This is a genomic window from Archangium lansingense, from assembly GCF_026626635.1.
GTDB classification, from domain to species: Bacteria; Myxococcota; Myxococcia; order Myxococcales; family Myxococcaceae; genus Archangium; species Archangium lansingense.
On the sequence record NZ_JAPNKA010000001.1, the window covers coordinates 4,188,562 to 4,205,798 of the forward strand.

The window sequence follows — 17,237 nt, forward strand, 5'->3', positions numbered from 1 at the left end:
CCTGTAGCACCCCGAAAGCTTCTGTTGTCCAGGACGATTTCCGGGGGGAGAGGTGGGATGAACCGCCCGGACGGCTGTCCGGTGAGGTAGGAAGGGTGGAAGGGGCCTGGGCCCCTACCCGAGGAGGATGCACATGGCGAAGCCCGCTGGTTTCGACAGGGACATCGGCTACCTGATGCCCTTCCTGGATCGGGTCGCCGCCACGGCCGACACGCTGCCGGACGCCGCGGCCCGCGAGGAGCTCAAGCGCCTCATGGCCGAGGAGAAGGAGCGCTGGGCCCGGATCCAGCAGCTTCTGGGTGGGGCCGCGGGGCAGGGGACGTCCGCGGCCACCCCTGCGGCAGATTCTCGCGCCCCCTCCAGCACGCCGGGGTTGGCCCGGGCCCATGCCGATGAGATCAACCGGGTGCAGCCGCGCCAGGCGGGGCTCACCGTGGGTAGCCTGAAGCGGCAGTCCTGAGCCCGCAGGCCGGGGGGAAGACCCTCACGCCTTGCCGGGGGTGTAGCGGAGGCCCTCGGAGACCTCGGTGTCGGTGAGGAGCCGGAAGGAGCCCTCGGGCACATCCAGCTCCACCCCACCCACGGCCTCGCGGTGCAGGGCGCGCACCGGCAGCCCCACCGCGCCCAACATTCGCTTCACCTGGTGGTTGCGGCCCTCGGTGACGGTCACCTCCACGGTGTGCGCGTCGCGCAGCCGGACCTTCGCGGGCCGGGCGGGGCCGTCCTCCAACTGTACGCCGTGGCGCAACGGCTCCACCTTCTCCTCGTCCGCCTCGCTGAAGACCGTGGCCACGTAGCGCTTGGTCAGGTGCGTGTCGGGGGACGTCGCGTGCGTCACCAGCTTGTCGTCATTGGTGAAGAGGAGCAGCCCGGTGGTGCCCCGGTCCAGCCGTCCCACCGCGTGCCAGGTGAAGCCGGCCAGCTCCGGCGGAAGTTGGGGCAGGAGCACCTCATAGACGGTGCCCACGCCATGCTGGCCCACCGTGGAGGTGAGCAGCTCGGCCGGCTTGTGGAAGGCCAGGACGCGAGTGGGGGCCTCGAGCGACACGGGCAACCCGTCCACGCGTACGGCGGCACCCGGGGGAACGGGGGCGAGAGGTTGCTTCACCACGCGCCCGTTCACGGAGACACGGCCGGCCTTGATGGCGTCCTCGGCCTCATCCTGGGGCAGCACCCCGGCCCGTGAGAGCGCGCGAGCGAGCCAGTCCGGCTTGGCTTTTCCCTCCCAGCGCCCGGGGTGGGCGTGCTTGTTGGAGGAGGGGGGAGGGGAGCGGCGGGAGGGGGGCTTGCGATTCATGGCTCGGGGCCACTGTAACGGCCGCGAGTCAATGCCGCGAGGGTTCGTCGAAGTCGCCCCCCCTCGGCCGAGCTGGGCGTGGGGTCGGGCTCTGCCTGGGGCATGCGGCGCTCCCGCTCGCCGGAGGGGGGAGGGGAGCGCTTGCGGCTGGACGCCTGCTCACTCAGTCTCGCCGCCCCGCTCACCGGAGGACTTCATGCTGCGTTCCATCCCGTTGCTCGTCCTGCTCGCCATGCCCGCGTTCGCCGCCGGGCCGGCTCCCGTTCCCAAGCGGCCCGTGCACACCTACTCCATCGTCGCGCGCGATCCCGAGACGGGGGACCTCGGCGTGGCGGTGCAGTCCCATTGGTTCTCGGTGGGCTCGACGGTGCCCTGGGCCGAGGCGGGCGTTGGGGCGGTGGCCACCCAGTCCTTCGTGGATCCGTCCTACGGGAAGCTCGGCCTGGAGCTGATGCGCGCGGGCCGCAGCGCCCCCCAATCCCTCGCCGGGCTGCTGGCGGCGGACACGGCGAGCCAGGTGCGTCAGGTGGGGATGATCGACGCGCAGGGCCGGGTGGCGGCGCACACGGGGGAGAAGTGCATCGCCGCGGCGGGCCACATCGTGGGGGAGAACTTCTCGGTGCAGGCCAACATGATGGAGAAGGACACCGTGTGGCCGGCGATGGCGAAGGCCTACCGGGAGTCGAAGGGAGACCTGGCCGAGCGGATGCTGGCGGCGCTCGAGGCCGCGGAGGCCCAGGGGGGTGACATCCGGGGCAAGCAGTCGGCAGCGCTCATCGTGGTGTCGGGCAAGGCCTCGGGGCGCCCCTGGGCGGACCGGAAGTTCGACCTGCGAGTGGATGACCACACGGCCCCGTTGAAGGAGCTGCGCCGGCTGGTGACGTTGCAGCGGGCGTACAACCTGATGAACGAGGGAGACCTGGCCATCGAGCGCAATGACACGCAGGCGGCGCTGAAGGCCTACTCAGCGGCGGAGGAGTTGGCGCCGGGCAACGCCGAGATGGTGTTCTGGCACGCGGTGTCCCTGGTCAACGTGGGGAAGGTGGACGAGGCGGTGCCGCTCCTCCAGAAGGCCTACAAGGCGGACCCGCGCTGGAAGGAGCTGCTCAAGCGGCTGCCGAAGTCGGGGCTGTTTCCGGAGGACCCGAAGCTGATGACGAAGCTGTTGGGCGCCGTGCGCTGACCGCTCATTCCATCCGGAGCTGGAGGCAGACAGGGGGGCCCTCTCTCGAGGGGACAATGACGAGCAGGCGGTCATAGTCCTGCTCCCCGAGGGTGAGGTCCGGCGTGCAGCCCAGCGTCTTCCACAGCGCGGGCATCACGTTGGAGTGACTCACCACCAGCGCCACATCGGAGGTGCCGAGGGCCTGGAGCTTCTGGGGGACCTGGGTCGCGGACTCCTTGGCGGGCACCACCACACGCGTGGCCTTGCTCTGGGCCAGCAGCGGAGCGGCGGTCTGCTGCGTGCGCTCGCGGTCGGTGACGAGGACGTGGGTGACCTTTACGTCTCGCAGGAGGCGCGCCAGCTTCCGGGCCCGAGCATGTCCGGCGTCCGAGAGCAGGGCGTTGGGAGACTCGTCCACCTTCTCCGCGTGCCGCACCAGGTACACGATGGGCTGCGCGATCGCGGTGCGAGTGGTGACGAGGAGGAGGAGGGCAAGCAGCAGGGGGAGGTGGCGCATGTCGCACGTGTCCTTGGTTCGGGGTCCGCCGCGGGACGGCTCCCGGTCTGAGGTGAAGGTCATCCGCCCCGGTTTCCCGAGCGCAGCCGTTTGGCCAGCGTGTGCAGGGCGGCGAGCCACAGCTTCGCCTCCTTGCGGGTGAGCCGAGAGCGGCGCAGCGGAGCGAACAAATCCCGAAGCCCGGTGCGGCCACGGGACTGCTCATCCACGAGGAACCCCCCGGTCACGAGTGCCTCCTCCAGCGCGGCTTCCACCTGGGCCAGCTCGGTGTCCGTGGCCGCGACGGGAAGCGGAGCCGCGGGGGGCGGCGAGGCGGCCAGCGTGGCCATGCGGAGCTCATAGGCGTACAGCAGCACGGCCTGGGCGAGGTTGATGGAGGGCTGCTCGGGCGCGGTGGGGACGGCGGACAGAGCGTGACAGCGCTCGACCTCGGCGTTGGTGAGCCCGCTGCGCTCGTCGCCAAAGACGAGGGCCACGGGACCCTGGGCGGCGCGTTGCACCATCTCCTCGGCCACGGCGCGAGGGGACAGCCGGCGCTTGCCCTCTACCTTGCGCGAGCTGGTACCCACCACCCAGACGCAGTCCGCCACGGCCGCATCGAGCGTGTCCGCGCGGCCCGAGGCCTCCAGGATGTTCTCGGCGTGGACGGCGAGCCGGCGCGCGGGGGTGAGGTCCTCGGCCTCGGGACGGACCCAGGTCCACTCGGACAGCCCGCAGTTCTTCATGGCCCGGGCGGCGGCACCCAGGTTCTCCGCGTTGCGCGGACGTAGCAACACCAGCCGGATGGGCAGAGGCATCGGCCGCGCACCTTAGCGCGGCTTGAGCGGGCTGGGTCGCTCCTCCGGGACCCTCATCCGGATGCGGCCGGGCGGGGCTCATGGAGACCGAGCCGCGAGGCTGCCTTCGAGGCCGCACCGCTCTGCGTATCCCTCGCGAGCACGCGCTGCCAGGCCTCCCGGGCTTCCTCGTGGCGGCCGAGCTTTCCGAGGCAGTCGCCCCAGGCCAGCAAGCCGTCCCCGCCCTGGCCCTTGTAGGCGTGCGTGGCGCCAGCCTCGAAGAAGCGCAGGGCTTCTTCCAGGCGTCCTGCCGCCATGGCGATGCGTCCGAGCAGGAACAGCCCGTTGCGCGTGCTCGACGCCCGGCGCGCGAGTTTCAACCCCATCCGCGCTTCCCGCTCCGCTTCTTCGTAACGGCATAGCGCCAGGAGTGCCGCGGCGCGGGTGAAGCGGACCTCGCTCCGGTACACGCGGGGCACGAGCCGGCAGTCCACGTTCTCCAGGGCAGCGAGTGCCTCCTCGCCGCGCCCGGTATGCGCGAGGATCCACGCCCGCTGGACGGGGAAGAAGTTCCACAGGAAGGGAAACCCACGAGCCGTCTCCTCCAGGGTGGACAGACGCGCGCTGGCGGCTTCCCAACTCCCGAGGTTGTAGACGGCCTCGACGAGGTTGAACCGGACCAGGGCCCACTCATTTCGCTCGGCGGACGGCGCCTCCTCCGATGGACCCTTCCAGCCTCGTTCGAGGTCGAGCGCCTCCCGGTAGAGGCCCGCGTTGATGAAGACGTTGACCGCGCAGGTGGCGCAACGCGTGCAGCCGTCGGCCTTGGCATGGACGGCGAGGCGGCGGGCACCCGCGACGGCCGTCCCGGTGTTGCCGAGCGCCGAGTGCGCGTAGAGCTTCTCCCGCCACAGCAGGGTTCTCATGCGGGCCGTGAGGGGAAGCCACTCCAGGAGCCGGGTGAGGGCGAGCGCGGCCTGGAATGCGCCCCATTCGCCGCACCGGACGGTGAGCCGCAGGAGCACCCGATGCACCCGGCTCCAGAGCAACAGCGAGGCCGCGAGGACGAGGAGCAACTCAGGGGGGAACGGGGAGAATCCCGCAGTGGCGAGGGTCATGGCCGGTAGCCTCCGAACCTGGACACTCTACCTGATTGGGCATGTGGGTGGGGTGACTTTTCAGGTGATATGGAGGTGGGTCAGGCCGTGGAGCGCGGGTGGCGGTCAGTCGAGGAAGCGGCGCTGCCAGCGTCGAGTGATGTCCCGGGAGCCGGGCTCTTCATACAGATAGGGTTCCAGAGCCCGGGCCAGGGAGCGGTATGGCTGCATCTCTCTCTCCTGCTCCACATCTCCTGCTTCAGGCCACTTCCCTAGCGACACCAGCACCTTCTGAGCGCTCAGTTCCTCGATGGATACCTCTGGAAGAGTCAGCCGCGCTCGAAGCCCTTCCACGCCTCCGAGTTGATCGAGCAATGGCTGCCCATAGAAGTTCAGCCAGTAGGCTCCGCGCACCTTCTCGCCCAGGTACATCGATGTGGTGCCGAGGTGATGGACGTCCATCCCCGGATAGCGGAAGCATTGCTCTTGGATGAGTTGCATCACCGGCTTGCTCTCCAGGAGGTAGTTGAAAGCAAGGCTGGCGTAACCAGAGTCGAGGGGGAGCTCTCGCGCAATAGCCACGGCTAGTTCCTTGACGTGCTCGGGGCCGCGTTCCTCCAGATATTCCGTGGGCAACCAGAAGGACACCGCGCTCACAAAACCTGGCAGGTCGAGGTCTTCTCGTGGCCTGCCGTGGTACTCGAAACGAAACCCATCCACCTGATTCTCATGCTCCTCCAATTGCAGGATGCAACTGGAGCGGGCCCTCAGTTCGTCGCGAACCTTCTCCCACAGTTCGCCATCGAGAGGTCGTACGGCTCCCGCCCAGCCCTTGGATTCTTCGGGGGCCAGGTCGTCTCCCATGTCCACGTACCAGCCCAGCTTCTCGCGTCCCACTGCATCTAGATAGAGGTCCAGGGTGCGCGTGACGGCCTGCGAGAGGTCGTCGTGCGGGCGGCGCATGAAGAAGCAGAAGATGAGTCCCTCTCGCAGGGCCGATCGGCCATCGGGCAGGGTTAGCCTGAACCTCGGATAGTGTTTGCTCACCATATGGGATCTGGAATGACTCCGTCCAAGGGGGTGACGCGGGAAGGCGATGGCCCGAGGGCTCGCCGGTACATTTCTCCTTGCGTGCGGCCCTGATAGGGATGTCCTTTGGGATACTTGCTCCAGGTGGGCGGGTTCGTCTCCGGGCAGGGGAACTTGAAGTCGTAGACAGCCCAGGCTTTGAGTGGATCTCCTGGATGGATGACGACGTCAGGTTCCAGAGTGCCCTCAAGCTCTTTCTCCCGGCCTTGTCGCACGAGTTTTTCTCTTGTGTCCCTGCTCACGAGGCTCTTCCGTCCCGTCGCGGGATCGAAGCGGTAGCGCTGTTCCAGGCTGAATTGCCCGGGAATCAGTTGGTTCAATGCTTTATCGGCACACTCGCGCGCCTCCTTGTGCTTCTCCAATCCCAAGCGCATCGCCTGTGTTACCGGAGTCCCGTTGGGCCTCTTTCCGATTTCCTGGTCACACTCGACCTTTCCCGGCTTCTTTCCGCCCAACTGCTTCCGGTTGATCTCTTGTTCTGCCCGGCGTGCGCACTCTTCCAGAATCTCCTCGATCTCCGTTCGAGCCGATTGGAAGGCATCGACATCGTTCAATACCAGCGCCGCCACGGCTGCTGGCGCGACCTTTCCGCCAATCGTGGGTTTGTTGTTGGGAGTTGCGGGTGTGTTCTTCGTGGATTGCGCGGCCCGGAAGGTCTGTCCTTCCATTCCCTCGACTCCATCGCAGGCTCCCGGTTCGAGAGGGTGGTTCTTCACGCAGCAGCTATGGGTGGTATCCGCGGGTGTGCAGTTGGAGCCTTCTGCACAACCGTTGGTGCCTGCGATGACGAGCAGGAGTCCTAGCGGCACTACCGCCCATGACCTGGCCCTCTCGAGCTGGCGAGCATGAGAGCGCGTAGGACGGCTCCAGCTTGAGGTTTGGCATCTTTCCCAGGCGGGCATGGTGGCACGTTACACCGCACGAGGCCTCCGGCGTTGTCGGGTGGAATCGTGCGCCGGCTCCACCGCACGGGTAGCATGGTTCGCATGATGTTTCAGGACGGACGGGTGCTCCCGAGAGACATGGGCGAACGGAGGGAGAACCCTGGAGAGCCTCGCGCGCCATGAAGGGGCGGACCGTGCTGGTGCTCGCCGCCGTGTCGCTACTGGTCCTCCCGCTGGTGGGACTCTCCGTCCTGTGGTTCCGGGCGCCCCCGGAGCGCGTGGTCGAGGGGTGGCGCTTCGCTCCCTGGTTGTCCCCAGCGGAGGCCCGGGAGCGGCCTACGCTCCTACAGCCCTGCCAGGGGGACGAGCAGTGTGATCCGCCGCTCGTGTGTTTCCATGACCCGCGCATCCAGCAGCGGCAGTGCACGGGCACGGGATGCGAGTCGGACTCCCGGTGCCCACCCCAGACCGCCTGCCGGGCCATTCCCCTGCGCGGCAGGGGCAGGCTGGCGCTGCGCACCTGTGCCCACGAGGGCATGCGAGAGGAAGGCGAGCGGTGTCTGCGGTTTGTCCGGTGGCCCCAGAGGGAATGGGCCTGCGGGGAGGGACTCCTCTGCTCGCTTTCCGGTTGGTGCGGCCGGCGGTGCGTGCCCGGGCAGGAGGGGACCTGCCCGGAGGGCTTCTTCTGTGCTCTCGGCGACCCCGACGGGCCCGTGTGTCAGCCCACCTGCGAGGGCCACGCGTGCCCCGAGGGCCAGGAGTGCGTCCGGCGAGAGGGCGGCGTGTCGGTCTGCCTCGCGGTGTATGGGCGTTCCTGCCCTGACGGCAGTCCCTGTCCGGAGGGCACGGTGTGTGAGACGGAGCCGTTGCTCACCCTGGTGGGGCAGGCCCGGCGCTCGTGCGTCCGGACCTGTGGTCACGAAGGGGCCGCGAGCTGTCCGGAGGACTTCGCCTGCCACCAGGGGCGGTGTCGGCCGCGCTGCGCCCTGACCCGGCCCCAGCCGTGTGGGAGCCGGTTCTGCGTGAGCATCGACGACGAGGGCAACGGCGTGTGTCTGTCCTCTCCAGAGCAATGGGACATGGACACTGGGCCGGCCCGGGATGGCGGGTGAGCTCGGCCATCTGGGCTCGGACAGGACCCAGGTTCGCGGTTGGAGGGCTCGGGACTCAGAAGGAAGCGTCGAGCTGGAGTCGCACGACATGTCGGTGCACCGACGGGTCGTTACCGAAGATGTAGAAGTAGTCGGTCTGGAGCTTGAACGCGTGGCCGTTCAGGTAGACGTTGACGCCGCCACCCACCTGTTTCCCCTGGGTGTCCACCTGCTTGATGAGCGCGGGATCCGTCCCATCGAACGCAAACAGCTGGTCCCACCGGGCGGCGACCTCGACCAGCGGGTGGACCAGGTACCCGGCCTGGAGGAAGTAGCCCCAACCGGAGCGCGTGTACTCGCGGATCGTCGCCCCGCTCGCGTTGGTCCCTTCGAGGATGTCGCTCCCCGCCTTGCGGAGGACGGCCTCGCCGAGGAACGAGAAGCCGCTGTACTTGAAGACCACGTCGGCGGCGGCGTGCCGGTAGTCGACCGTCCCGAGCGTCAGCGTGTTGCCCGTGGTCGACCGCTGGCGGTTCGTGTTCTGGTTGTAGGCCCCCGCGAGCCCGATGGCGAGGCGCGGCTTCGGGAGTCGCTGGAGGTCCCCTTCCTGATCGTCGTCGAAGGGGCCCCAGGGCCGGAGCACCAGCCGCGCGACATAGATGCCTCCCGTCGCCTGGCCGCCGAACCGGTTGCGCCCTTCGCCACCGCCGATGAAGAGGTGATAGCCCAGGATGCCGTTCAGCCCTCCGAGGTCGTTCGAGTACAGCATCAGGCCGACATCTCGATCCAACGTCAGCTCCTGGACCACCTGCTGCCGGTCCACGAGCTGGAGCGCGAACTCCCGGATGGTGCGGGCTCGGTCGAACGGAACGAAGTACTGCCCGGCCCGCACGTTGAGATCGCGGACTCGCGTGTACTCGACGAACGCGTCGAAGATCGGAGAGGGATTGCCGGTCTCGAAGTCGTTGGTGCCGAAGGCGAGCTGGATGTTGTACTTGAGGTCCGGGTTGAGGACATGCCCCTGGGTGATCAGGCGCAAGGTCTTCACATTGATCTCGTTGGTCGTCTTGTCCTCTCGGGCGAGCGTCTCCCGCAGCTGTGCCCGCGCCCGGATCGTCATTCCAAAGCGGCCGTCATCGGTTGTGACGGTCAGACCCTTGCCGGGCGAGGCGGATACGGAGACGCCCTTCTTCTTCTCCTCGGCCGCCTGTTTCTGCTCCGCCTCTCGCTGGCTCTGGAGCTGACGAAGCTGTTGCTCCACCTGGGCCAGCCGCTCCTCGGAGGACACGGTGGGGGTGGTGTCTCCCGGCTTCTCCGAGGGCTGAGCCGCCTCCGGCTCCTGGGCCGCCGCGGGCCCGTGGACCAGTACAGCCGTTATCGCCAGCACGAGGGCCGCGTGCGCGTGCACGCTCTTCCTGTTTCCGCTCGTGTCTCGTTGGATGGTTGCAGCTCGCATTCCTGTCCTCTTCTGGGGTGACCCGGACCGAGGCTCGGCTGCGTTCGAGCATAGAAGCTCGAAAGCCCACCGGACCCTCGAGGGAGTGGGCTTTCTCTTCCTCTGTCTTGCGGCAGTCTTACCGCCGCTCGACGGGGATGGAACCCACCGTCAAAGCCGGACAGCGGCAGCAGCAAAGGTGACGCGGAGGAAGCATGTGTCATCCAATATAACGGATGACTGTCTGCTAGCAATCAGATTCCCGCCGGGGACACGGGGAGGCGCTCACCACTCGATGATGTACTCGGCTTCTTCGAGCCCCAACTTCCGGGCTTCCACGCGGCCCTGGCAGCCAACGGCTCGGAGCGCCTCCTCCAGCAGGCCCTGGTGGAACTCCACCGGCTGCATGTCGCCGCGGAAGTGCAGGCGCACGCGGCGCTCGCCCAGGTTGGAGTACTCCCGCTGGCCGTAGCTCACGGCGGTGGAGTAGGCGGTGGGGGCGCTGGAGAAGAGCCGCTTGGGGTCCCCTTGGCCGATGATGTGAGCCAGCGTCTTGCCCACTCCGGACTGGAAGAACCCGCCGATGGCCGCCGCTCCACAGGCGCGGATGGCATCCTCAACAGAGCCGTACCGAGGCGCGAGCGTCTCGGCCGCCCCGTAGAGCACCTGAAGGAAGTCACGGACCGGATAGGAGAAGAAGTCCACCAGCGGCTTCTTGGCGATGGTGGCCCGAAGCGCCGTCGCTGCTTGCTCACCCTCGTGCTGGGCCAGCAGTTTGAAGACCGAGTTGAAGATGAGACCCCGGACGTTGGCCCCTTCCACGGCGAGCCTCATCCGCTCACTACGCTCCTGCGCAGCAGTCGATGGCATGGCGGGAGAATCTGTCACAACAGGGTACTTCGGGTCTCTCCCCTTGGGCCCGCTCCCGCATCACGCTAGGCTGACGGTGCTTTGAACTCGCTCACTCGCCGCCTTCCCGCTCCTGAGCCCACCACCTCGTTCGCGGCCGCGCTCTCCAGCCTCATGGCATGGCTGGACGAACTGGAAAATTCCGAGCGGGTCACAGCCGCCCCTACCGAAGCGGATGCGGCCTGGCTTGACGCGCTGCTGCTCGACCTCTGGCGTTTGGGGGGAACACCTGGGGCCCCTGGCCTTACACGTGCGTCACCGGAGCAGGGCCGCTTCCGGACCGAGGCTGGGCCGCGTTTCTGGCGCAGCGCGGTGCTGCGGCGCTGCTGGGAGAAGCCCCGCGGCTACGCGGGGGACTATCTGATGATGGAGGCCCTCTACCGGCACACGCCAGCGGGGGACACGCCCTTCGAGCGTTGGATGGACGCCTGGGCGCTGGAGCTTCCGGGCTTCCAGGCGGTGCGCAACCGCCGCGACCAGTTGGCCGAGTTGCTACGCGCGGAGCATGCCCGAGGCGCACGCCGGGTGATGAACGTGGCCTCTGGCTCGGCGCCCGAGCTCGTCGCGGTGGCGCGGGAGATCTCCTTCGAGAACGTGACGCTGCTGGACCAGGACCAGGGCGCGCTGGATGCGGCACTGGCCCACTTCACCCGGGTGGGGGCGTTGCCTGCCACGCGGCACGAGGCACTGCGGTTGTGGTGCGGCTCGGTGCTGGAGCTGCTGCGCAACCGCAGCGATCTGCCCCGCGGCTCGCAGGACTTCATCTACTCCATTGGGCTCTACGACTACCTGACGGAGCGCTTTGCCCGCCGGCTCACCACGAAGCTCTGGGACGGGTTGGCGCCGGGCGGCCTGTTGGTGCTGGGCAACTTCAACGGGCACAACCCGATGCACCACTTCACCGAGAGCGCGCTGGATTGGTACCTCATCTATCGCGATCCGGCGGATCTACTGCGGCTGGTGGATGGGCTGCCGGGCGTGGAGCAGGCGGAGGTGCGGACCGAGGACACTGGCTGCCTGCACCTCCTGGTGGCGCGCAAGGCGGGGTAGCCGCGCTCAGAAGATCTGCTCGGGATCCTCGTGAGGACCCTCGTCCTGGCTCCTGAGCTTCAGGAGGGGGGCATCGTCCGGCAGGTAGGGCTCGAAGTCGGCGGCCACGGCGTGCCACGAGCCCGCCACTGAGCGGGTGCGTATCACCTTGAAGGCCTGCGGGGGCCGGCCGAGCGCGGGCACGAAGACCTCGACGCGCTCGCCCACCTGCATCGCCACGGGCGTGACGAGGAGGCACCCGGAGCGCGAGATATTGAAGATCTCCGCCGCCACCTCGGCTTCACCCCGGAGGAACTGGATGCGCAGCCGGACCCGGTAACGGGGGTAGCGACGGCGCTCGGGACCGCTCAGGCTGCTCACAGTCGACTCTCCTGGGTTTCTGGGAGGCAGGGATGAACTCCCTCCGCTCATCGTATACGAGCGGAGCCACGGGTGTCCCGCCTTGGCGCCGCACCAGGCCAGCGAGTCAGCAGCCCGGGAATGCCGAGGATGACCGGGGAGAGCCTGTAGGGGAGGCGGTGAGCGGCGAAGTGCCGGCATTCCTCCCGGACCACCCGGATGAGGGCATCTTCCTCCAGGCGCTTGTAGCTCTGTTGCGTATCGAGGACCAACACATGGGGTTCCAGCGCCCGTGCCTGATGCTTGCTCATTGCCCGTGTCCGTTCACCCCGGCTGGTTTCGTTGCCTTGGGGCGACGCGAACAATGCGAATGATTGGGCCTGAGTGCGGTGCGCGGCCTCACACGAGAGCTGTGGCCTGCGTCACATCCCGAGGGCGAGCCAGGGGGCCCTGGTCAGTCCGGATCGCCGGGCAGGCGGTCGAACTGGGTCGCGAAGGAGGGGCCGTAGCCGCGGGACTGATACACGGTCTCCTCGACCTCCATCGTCACGAGGGGCTGGTTGACCTTGACCTGCTCCGTCTCCCCGCCGTGGGTCACGAGGATGCGCCCGGTCTTCGGGCTGGACACCGTGACGGTGGTCTGACCCGCCATGACCTCGGCGAGCACCTGACCCTCCAGGACCGTGTCGGAGGACTTCACGTGCCACCTGACGATCGTGGCCATCGTCACGCCCTCGTCGAAGCCGGAGATCATGATTTCGCGGAGCGCCATGGCGTCAGTTCCCCTGGAGGCGGCGGCCAGGAAGGGCCGCGCGTACGTGCGGCGGATCTACCACCCGCGGCGAGCACGGCCAATCGCCCGGGAAATTCCGGAGGCGTTGCCCAAAGGAGCTGGCTCACGGGTCCAACCCATCAGAACGAGCACGAAAGGGATTCCCATGGGCCACGAGCGTTTCAATCGGATGTGTCTGGTGGCGGCCGCCGCCTCCATGCTGGGTGCATGTGGGGGCATGCCCTCGGAGGCTGGGGATGCGCCGCCGCACTCCGACCGCGGCGGTATCGGAATGAACCCCCCGGCTCCTGGCGTCGAGGAGGCTCCTGCAACGGTTTCCATCGACCCCCGCCGCTCGTTGGCCGTGACGGAGAAGAGCATCCTGGCCCGGTTCGGCGGGCGGCGGGTGTTCAGCAAGCTGGTCGCGGACAACGCCGGGGCGGGCTTCACGCCGGATCAGCTCTTCCGCCAGCTCTGGGACACGCAGAACCCGGCGCCCGGGCAGCCGGACCTTCAGGGCATGCCGCACTGCACCGACCTGGGTAACACCCTCAACGGCTCCCCCTACGTGTGCCGCCCGAGCGAGGGCGGCCAGGCGCGGTCGGACTCGGTCATCAACCTGAACAGCTATGCGGCGGTGGGTCTCTACAACCGCTTCGACCTGGCGCCCGTGGACGGCTCGAACTGCGGCGAGTACCGCATCGTCCTGGCGAAGCTGCCCTCCGCGCCCGCCAGCCGCAACTTCATCATCTTCGAGTCGGTGCTTCCCAACCCCCAGCCCGAGCTGGGGCTCGAGGGGTGCCGGCCGGTGGCCAACTTCTGGGCTGGGCTGTCCGCGGATGCGGACCCCATGTCGCGCGCTGACAAGCTGGAGTCCTTCTATTTCACGGGACTGCCGGGCTTCGAGCCGGTGGTGAGCATGAATCACTACGGCAACAACCCGGAGGGCCTGGGCCAGGTGCGCACCAATCAGTTCCTCCGGGGCGGGCCCAATGCGCCTCCGGTGCCGTGGATGATGCGCGAGTTCAAGCTGGTGAGCGACTGCTCTTCCCAGCCGACCTGCACGCTGAAGTTCGTCCCGGCGACGGTCAAGTCCAACCCCTTTGGCGAACTGTTCAACCCGGCGTCCACGGACCCGCGAGCCGCCGCGTTCCAGAGCCACTTCGTCACCCAGGTGGCGCGCCTGGCCATCAATGACCTCAACCGCGTCAGCTACGGGGTGCCGGACCAGTTCAATGCCGCCCAGAACGACTCGCAGACACGGGGCGGAGCGGATGACTACCTCGCCCAGTTCGGCCCGGGCCCCAGCGCCTTCCACCAGGCCATCGGTCAGGAGCTCGCCCGAGTGGGCAGCACGCTGACCCCCCATGACATCGTCGCCCGTGCCCAGGCCCTGTCCTGCGGCGGCTGCCACCAGCGCAACAGCGGCAGGCCGGTGGGCGGGGGCCTGACGTGGCCCGCCTCGGCCACCTTCGTTCACAGCACGGAGAACGATGATCCGGCGGACCCGGGCCGCTTCGCCATCTCCCCGGCGCTCCGCGACCAGTTCCTGCCCCTGCGCAAGGCGGTGCTGGAGAGCTTCCTCCAGAACCCCGGGACCTGATGCGCCCTCTCCCTCGCGCGAATCGAGCCCAGCCTTCAATCCAGGTTGGGCTTGATTTTCATGTTTTGGCTCAATATGCGGACCCCCAACGGAGGTTCGCATGAACGGTGGTCAGACGAGGCCGTGGGCAGCTGCGCGGGGAACACGATTCATGATGGCGCTGGCGGTGCTGGGGCTCGTGACGATGGCGAGCCCGGCCGCTGCGGCCATGGCACCCCTGGCGGCGCTCCAGGCCGAGGTGACGGCAAATCTGCCGTACCCGACGCGGAGCGCGTACCGCATCAAGGGCCTGCAGCCCGACTTCTGGCCGAGCTACGACGAGGTCGCCGGCAACAACACGGGCGGCGTGGCCATGAACCTGACGTGGTTCACCTGGGAGCCCACCGCGAAGGCGCCTCCCTGCGCTTCGAGCGAGGTGGAGTACAGCGGGCGCTGCTTCGTGGTGGATGCGGCGGTGGACTCGGCCATCCGGACCTGGACGGCGCGCGGCGTGGTGGTGACGGCGGTGGTGTACGGAGTCCCCGCTTGGGCGCGAGCGGGCCGGGTGTGCACTCCTGCGGGGCCCGGCTTCGAGATCTTCTGCGCCCCCAACAACGCAGCGGACTACGGGCGCTTCGCCGGCATGCTGGCCTGGCGCTACAACGGGCTGAATGGCAACGGCCGCATCGCCGACTTCGTCATCCACAACGAGGTGAACTCGAACGTCTGGTTCGACGTGGGCTGCGGACAGGGCGCGGGGGCCTGCAACACCCAGGCGTGGCTGGACACCTACGCCGCCAACTACAACGCGGCCTATGACCAGGTCGTCGCCTGGCAGCCCGCCGCCAAGGTGCTCATCTCGCTCGAGCACCACTTTGGCACCGAGTTCGACCAGCCGGGTGCCAACGAGCCGCTGCTCTCCGGCATGACGTTCCTGAGTGGCTTCGCCGCACGGGTGGGCTCGCGCGCGTGGCGGGTGGCCTACCACCCCTATCCGCCCAACCTCCTCAATCCTCAGTTCTCCGCGGACGACTACCCCCGGGTGACGTACGGCAACATCGGCGTCCTGGCCGGGTGGCTCCGCAAGACGTTCCCGAACGTGCCGTCCTCCTGGGAGCTCCAGCTCACGGAGAGCGGTGTCAACTCGCTGTCGCCCAACGCCTCGGAGGCGGCGCAGCAGACCGGGGTGTGCAACTCGTTCCGCAACGTGCTGGGGACGCCCGGCATCGAGAGCTACATCTACCACCGCATGAAGGACCATCCGGACGAGGTCTCCAGCGGACTGGGCGTCGGGCTGCGCCGTGCGGACGGGAGCGCCAAGCCGGCCTGGAGCACGTGGGCGCTGGCCAACCGCAACGACCTCAACCCTCCGCAGCTCTCCTGTGGTTTCGAGGAGCTGCCCTACACGCGCCTGCGCCGGAGCTATCACTCGACTCGTGGGCACTGGGCGTCCTCGCGCCTGCCGCCGCCGGGCTTCACGGTCGAGTCTTCGTGGCGGCTGCTGCGCGCTCCCCAGTCGGGAACGCGGATGCTCTACGAGTGCCGTGTGGGCAATCACAACCTGCTGACGCCGGATGCGAACTGTGAGGGTCTGCAGCCGCTCGGGCCGGTGGGGTACATCTACACGTCCCAGGTGGCGGGCACGGTGCCGCTCTACCGCTGCCGGATCGGCTCGAACGGGGATCACTTCATCTCGCCCGCGTCCAACTGCGAGGGACAGATCTTCGAGTCCCTCCTCGGCTACGCCGTTCCCTGAGAGAGGCGGAGCGGAGTCCCCGCCTCCCATTCCGTTGCGAAGACGGGGCGGGGCTCAGCGGCGAGAGCTGCGCTGACGCTCGGGCGCAGCGCGGCGGGAGGCTCGTACCGGCTGGACTGCTTCGTCCTGCTGCTCCGTCGCCTCCCTCAGCTCCACGTTGTAGGCCTCCTTGTAGTCAGCGGCCCAGAGCAGGGTGGCGAAGACGGGGAAGATGAACAGCCCGCCGATGACGCCACCCGCGGTGCGCATGCCGTTCCACTGGTCGCGCTTGATGGTGACGTACTCGGGCTCGTAGCCCTCCAGATCCACGACGAAGCTCTCGCTGTGATTGACCATGGCCGAGTCGCTGTGCTCGTACGGCGTTCTGCCGAGGACCTCGCCGGAGCGGGTCCTGACCGTGGCGCCACTGGGGTCGGAGCGAATCACCGTGTCGCACTGGCCCTGCCATCCCCAGGCCCACAGCTTTGGCCTACTTGCGCGCCCACCCCATCCCGCGTTGCGCATCCAGGGTCTCGCGAGCTGGACTCCAACGGGGAATCCCCTGGCGTCCCATCCCTCACCCGGCTGCCTGGCGCTCTCATCCAGGCCTTCCGTGCGTACCCTCGAAGCGAGGCATCCACTCGGGGGTCTGCCTGATGAGACACAGCCTGCTCGAGCCCTTCGTGCTGCTCGCGAGCTTGCTGGTGACGACGGTATCGGCCGCCTGTCCCAACTGTGCGACCTCCCAGGTGGTGAAGGCGTCCGTCCTGGGCGAGGGCTTCTGGAGCTACCTGGTGATGCTCGTCGTGCCGTTCCTGCTCATCGGGGCCCTCAGCGCGATCCTGTACCGCATCGGGCTGCCATCACCCGGCATGACCTCCGCACGCGCCAGGAGCGGGGCCGAGCACCAGACGTGACCGCGGAAAGAGGAGAGTCCATGGCTGACATTCCACGGCATCAAGGGGCGATCATCTCGGCGGGTGTGTTGCTCGGCACGGGCCTGGGCGGCTTCATCGACGGCATCCTGCTGCATCAACTCCTCCAGTGGCACAACATGCTCTCCACCCAGCTTCCACCGACGGACCTCGTGACGATGAAGGTCAACATGGTCTGGGATGGTCTCTTCCACGTCTTCACCTGGCTGATGACGGCGCTCGGGATTGGCCTCCTGTGGCGCGCGGGACAGCGCCCCGAGGTGCCCTGGTCGACTCGCACCTTCGTTGGCTCCCTCTCCATCGGATGGGGCGCCTTCAACGTGGTGGAGGGACTCATCGACCATCACCTGCTGGGCATCCACCACGTCCACCCCGGAGCGGGGCAGCTCGCGTGGGACGTGGGCTTCCTCCTCTTCGGAGCCCTGCTGGTGGGGGCGGGGTGGGGGTTGGTGCGGACAGGCCGGAAGGACACCCGGCCACGTGGCGCGCCCGTGACCATCGCTCGCAAGCGGCTGGCCACGGGGCGGGCCTGAGCCATCCAGCAGGCAAACCGCTGCATCGCTA

General features: G+C 68.1%; 19 protein-coding genes. 8 read left to right on the forward strand and 11 right to left on the reverse strand.

Translation table 11 applies throughout. The features are described from left to right. The first annotated feature begins 133 nt into the window (after nucleotides 1-133). Nucleotides 134-460: an encapsulin nanocompartment cargo ferric reductase EncD gene (encD, locus tag OV287_RS17055; RefSeq protein WP_267535092.1), complete on the forward strand. Its 327-nt coding sequence runs from the start codon at nucleotides 134-136 to the stop codon at nucleotides 458-460. A 24-nt stretch (nucleotides 461-484) separates the two neighbouring features. Here the strand turns inward: encD and OV287_RS17060 are convergent, their stop codons facing one another. Further along, nucleotides 485-1,297 (reverse strand): pseudouridine synthase, encoded by an 813-nt coding sequence (locus OV287_RS17060; protein ID WP_267535093.1) that lies wholly within the window; start codon nucleotides 1,295-1,297, stop codon nucleotides 485-487. A 196-nt stretch (nucleotides 1,298-1,493) separates the two neighbouring features. On the opposite strand from OV287_RS17060, the gene OV287_RS17065 reads away from it, so the two are divergent. After that, nucleotides 1,494-2,480 (forward strand): DUF1028 domain-containing protein, encoded by a 987-nt coding sequence (locus tag OV287_RS17065; protein WP_267535094.1) that lies wholly within the window; start codon nucleotides 1,494-1,496, stop codon nucleotides 2,478-2,480. 4 nt (nucleotides 2,481-2,484) lie between these two features. Here the strand turns inward: OV287_RS17065 and OV287_RS17070 are convergent, their stop codons facing one another. The 5 genes from OV287_RS17070 to OV287_RS17090 form a co-directional block, all read right to left on the reverse strand. Then, complete coding sequence (locus tag OV287_RS17070) at nucleotides 2,485-2,979, reverse strand: SixA phosphatase family protein (protein WP_267535095.1); 495 nt, start codon at nucleotides 2,977-2,979, stop codon at nucleotides 2,485-2,487. A 59-nt stretch (nucleotides 2,980-3,038) separates the two neighbouring features. Then, the gene (locus tag OV287_RS17075; protein ID WP_267535096.1) at nucleotides 3,039-3,776 is read right to left on the reverse strand and encodes an RNA methyltransferase; all 738 of its coding nucleotides are present in this window, start codon (nucleotides 3,774-3,776) and stop codon (nucleotides 3,039-3,041) included. 53 nt (nucleotides 3,777-3,829) lie between these two features. Continuing rightward, complete coding sequence (locus OV287_RS17080; RefSeq protein ID WP_267535097.1) at nucleotides 3,830-4,873, reverse strand: tetratricopeptide repeat protein; 1,044 nt, start codon at nucleotides 4,871-4,873, stop codon at nucleotides 3,830-3,832. Between the two features lie 105 nt (nucleotides 4,874-4,978). After that, on the reverse strand, nucleotides 4,979-5,902 hold the full coding sequence (locus tag OV287_RS17085; RefSeq protein ID WP_373371831.1) for a type VI immunity family protein: 924 nt from the start codon (nucleotides 5,900-5,902) through the stop codon (nucleotides 4,979-4,981). Next, nucleotides 5,896-6,609, reverse strand: coding sequence for a hypothetical protein (locus OV287_RS17090; protein WP_267535099.1), 714 nt, complete (start codon nucleotides 6,607-6,609; stop codon nucleotides 5,896-5,898). Before OV287_RS17090 ends, OV287_RS17085 begins: the two co-directional genes overlap by 7 nt. Before the next feature lie 395 nt (nucleotides 6,610-7,004). On the opposite strand from OV287_RS17090, the gene OV287_RS17095 reads away from it, so the two are divergent. Further along, entirely contained in the window at nucleotides 7,005-7,937 is a 933-nt protein-coding gene (locus OV287_RS17095) for a hypothetical protein (RefSeq protein WP_267535100.1), read from the forward strand. Between the two features lie 55 nt (nucleotides 7,938-7,992). Here the strand turns inward: OV287_RS17095 and OV287_RS17100 are convergent, their stop codons facing one another. Together OV287_RS17100 and OV287_RS17105 are read right to left on the reverse strand one after the other, a co-directional pair. After that, nucleotides 7,993-9,372, reverse strand: coding sequence for a porin (locus OV287_RS17100; protein ID WP_267535101.1), 1,380 nt, complete (start codon nucleotides 9,370-9,372; stop codon nucleotides 7,993-7,995). Nucleotides 9,373-9,636: 264 nt separating this feature from the next. After that, nucleotides 9,637-10,185: a DUF2378 family protein gene (locus OV287_RS17105; protein WP_267535102.1), complete on the reverse strand. Its 549-nt coding sequence runs from the start codon at nucleotides 10,183-10,185 to the stop codon at nucleotides 9,637-9,639. Nucleotides 10,186-10,302: 117 nt separating this feature from the next. Here OV287_RS17105 and OV287_RS17110 point away from each other — a divergent pair, with 117 nt between their 5' ends. Continuing rightward, on the forward strand, nucleotides 10,303-11,310 hold the full coding sequence (locus OV287_RS17110) for a class I SAM-dependent methyltransferase (protein ID WP_267535103.1): 1,008 nt from the start codon (nucleotides 10,303-10,305) through the stop codon (nucleotides 11,308-11,310). A gap of 6 nt (nucleotides 11,311-11,316) precedes the next feature. On the opposite strand, the gene OV287_RS17115 is transcribed toward OV287_RS17110, so the two are convergent. Further along, a complete protein-coding gene (locus tag OV287_RS17115; protein ID WP_267535104.1) occupies nucleotides 11,317-11,670 on the reverse strand; it encodes a PilZ domain-containing protein in 354 nt (117 codons plus the stop codon). Between the two features lie 433 nt (nucleotides 11,671-12,103). Further along, the gene (locus OV287_RS17120) at nucleotides 12,104-12,421 is read right to left on the reverse strand and encodes a biotin/lipoyl-containing protein (RefSeq protein ID WP_267535105.1); all 318 of its coding nucleotides are present in this window, start codon (nucleotides 12,419-12,421) and stop codon (nucleotides 12,104-12,106) included. A gap of 166 nt (nucleotides 12,422-12,587) precedes the next feature. Between OV287_RS17120 and OV287_RS17125 the strand changes: the two genes are divergently transcribed. Together OV287_RS17125 and OV287_RS17130 are read left to right on the forward strand one after the other, a co-directional pair. Continuing rightward, complete coding sequence (locus OV287_RS17125) at nucleotides 12,588-14,024, forward strand: hypothetical protein (RefSeq protein ID WP_267535106.1); 1,437 nt, start codon at nucleotides 12,588-12,590, stop codon at nucleotides 14,022-14,024. Nucleotides 14,025-14,175: 151 nt separating this feature from the next. Further along, nucleotides 14,176-15,759, forward strand: a complete 1,584-nt coding sequence (locus OV287_RS17130) for a DUF5722 domain-containing protein (RefSeq protein ID WP_267535107.1) — start codon at nucleotides 14,176-14,178, stop codon at nucleotides 15,757-15,759. 54 nt (nucleotides 15,760-15,813) lie between these two features. On the opposite strand, the gene OV287_RS17135 is transcribed toward OV287_RS17130, so the two are convergent. Then, on the reverse strand, nucleotides 15,814-16,185 hold the full coding sequence (locus OV287_RS17135; RefSeq protein WP_267535108.1) for a peptidase associated/transthyretin-like domain-containing protein: 372 nt from the start codon (nucleotides 16,183-16,185) through the stop codon (nucleotides 15,814-15,816). Between the two features lie 209 nt (nucleotides 16,186-16,394). Here OV287_RS17135 and OV287_RS17140 point away from each other — a divergent pair, with 209 nt between their 5' ends. After that, a complete protein-coding gene (locus OV287_RS17140) occupies nucleotides 16,395-16,655 on the forward strand; it encodes a hypothetical protein (RefSeq protein WP_267535109.1) in 261 nt (86 codons plus the stop codon). A 20-nt stretch (nucleotides 16,656-16,675) separates the two neighbouring features. Continuing rightward, the gene (locus OV287_RS17145; RefSeq protein ID WP_267535110.1) at nucleotides 16,676-17,206 is read left to right on the forward strand and encodes a DUF2243 domain-containing protein; all 531 of its coding nucleotides are present in this window, start codon (nucleotides 16,676-16,678) and stop codon (nucleotides 17,204-17,206) included. The last annotated feature ends 31 nt before the right edge of the window (nucleotides 17,207-17,237 follow it).

Excerpts from the sequence above, each read along its gene's own strand:
- OV287_RS17125 (WP_267535106.1), top strand. The coding sequence starts at position 12,588 with ATGGGCCACGAGCGTTTCAATCGGATGTGTCTGGTGGCGGCCGCCGCC.
- OV287_RS17085 (WP_373371831.1), bottom strand. The coding sequence starts at position 5,902 with ATGGTGAGCAAACACTATCCGAGGTTCAGGCTAACCCTGCCCGATGGC.
- OV287_RS17090 (WP_267535099.1), bottom strand. The coding sequence starts at position 6,609 with ATGGAAGGACAGACCTTCCGGGCCGCGCAATCCACGAAGAACACACCC.
- OV287_RS17105 (WP_267535102.1), bottom strand. The coding sequence starts at position 10,185 with ATGAGGCTCGCCGTGGAAGGGGCCAACGTCCGGGGTCTCATCTTCAAC.
- encD (WP_267535092.1), top strand. The coding sequence starts at position 134 with ATGGCGAAGCCCGCTGGTTTCGACAGGGACATCGGCTACCTGATGCCC.
- OV287_RS17100 (WP_267535101.1), bottom strand. The coding sequence starts at position 9,372 with ATGCGAGCTGCAACCATCCAACGAGACACGAGCGGAAACAGGAAGAGC.
- OV287_RS17080 (WP_267535097.1), bottom strand. The coding sequence starts at position 4,873 with ATGACCCTCGCCACTGCGGGATTCTCCCCGTTCCCCCCTGAGTTGCTC.
- OV287_RS17145 (WP_267535110.1), top strand. The coding sequence starts at position 16,676 with ATGGCTGACATTCCACGGCATCAAGGGGCGATCATCTCGGCGGGTGTG.
- OV287_RS17070 (WP_267535095.1), bottom strand. The coding sequence starts at position 2,979 with ATGCGCCACCTCCCCCTGCTGCTTGCCCTCCTCCTCCTCGTCACCACT.
- OV287_RS17140 (WP_267535109.1), top strand. The coding sequence starts at position 16,395 with ATGAGACACAGCCTGCTCGAGCCCTTCGTGCTGCTCGCGAGCTTGCTG.
- OV287_RS17060 (WP_267535093.1), bottom strand. The coding sequence starts at position 1,297 with ATGAATCGCAAGCCCCCCTCCCGCCGCTCCCCTCCCCCCTCCTCCAAC.
- OV287_RS17130 (WP_267535107.1), top strand. The coding sequence starts at position 14,176 with ATGATGGCGCTGGCGGTGCTGGGGCTCGTGACGATGGCGAGCCCGGCC.
- OV287_RS17065 (WP_267535094.1), top strand. The coding sequence starts at position 1,494 with ATGCTGCGTTCCATCCCGTTGCTCGTCCTGCTCGCCATGCCCGCGTTC.
- OV287_RS17120 (WP_267535105.1), bottom strand. The coding sequence starts at position 12,421 with ATGGCGCTCCGCGAAATCATGATCTCCGGCTTCGACGAGGGCGTGACG.
- OV287_RS17075 (WP_267535096.1), bottom strand. The coding sequence starts at position 3,776 with ATGCCTCTGCCCATCCGGCTGGTGTTGCTACGTCCGCGCAACGCGGAG.
- OV287_RS17095 (WP_267535100.1), top strand. The coding sequence starts at position 7,005 with ATGAAGGGGCGGACCGTGCTGGTGCTCGCCGCCGTGTCGCTACTGGTC.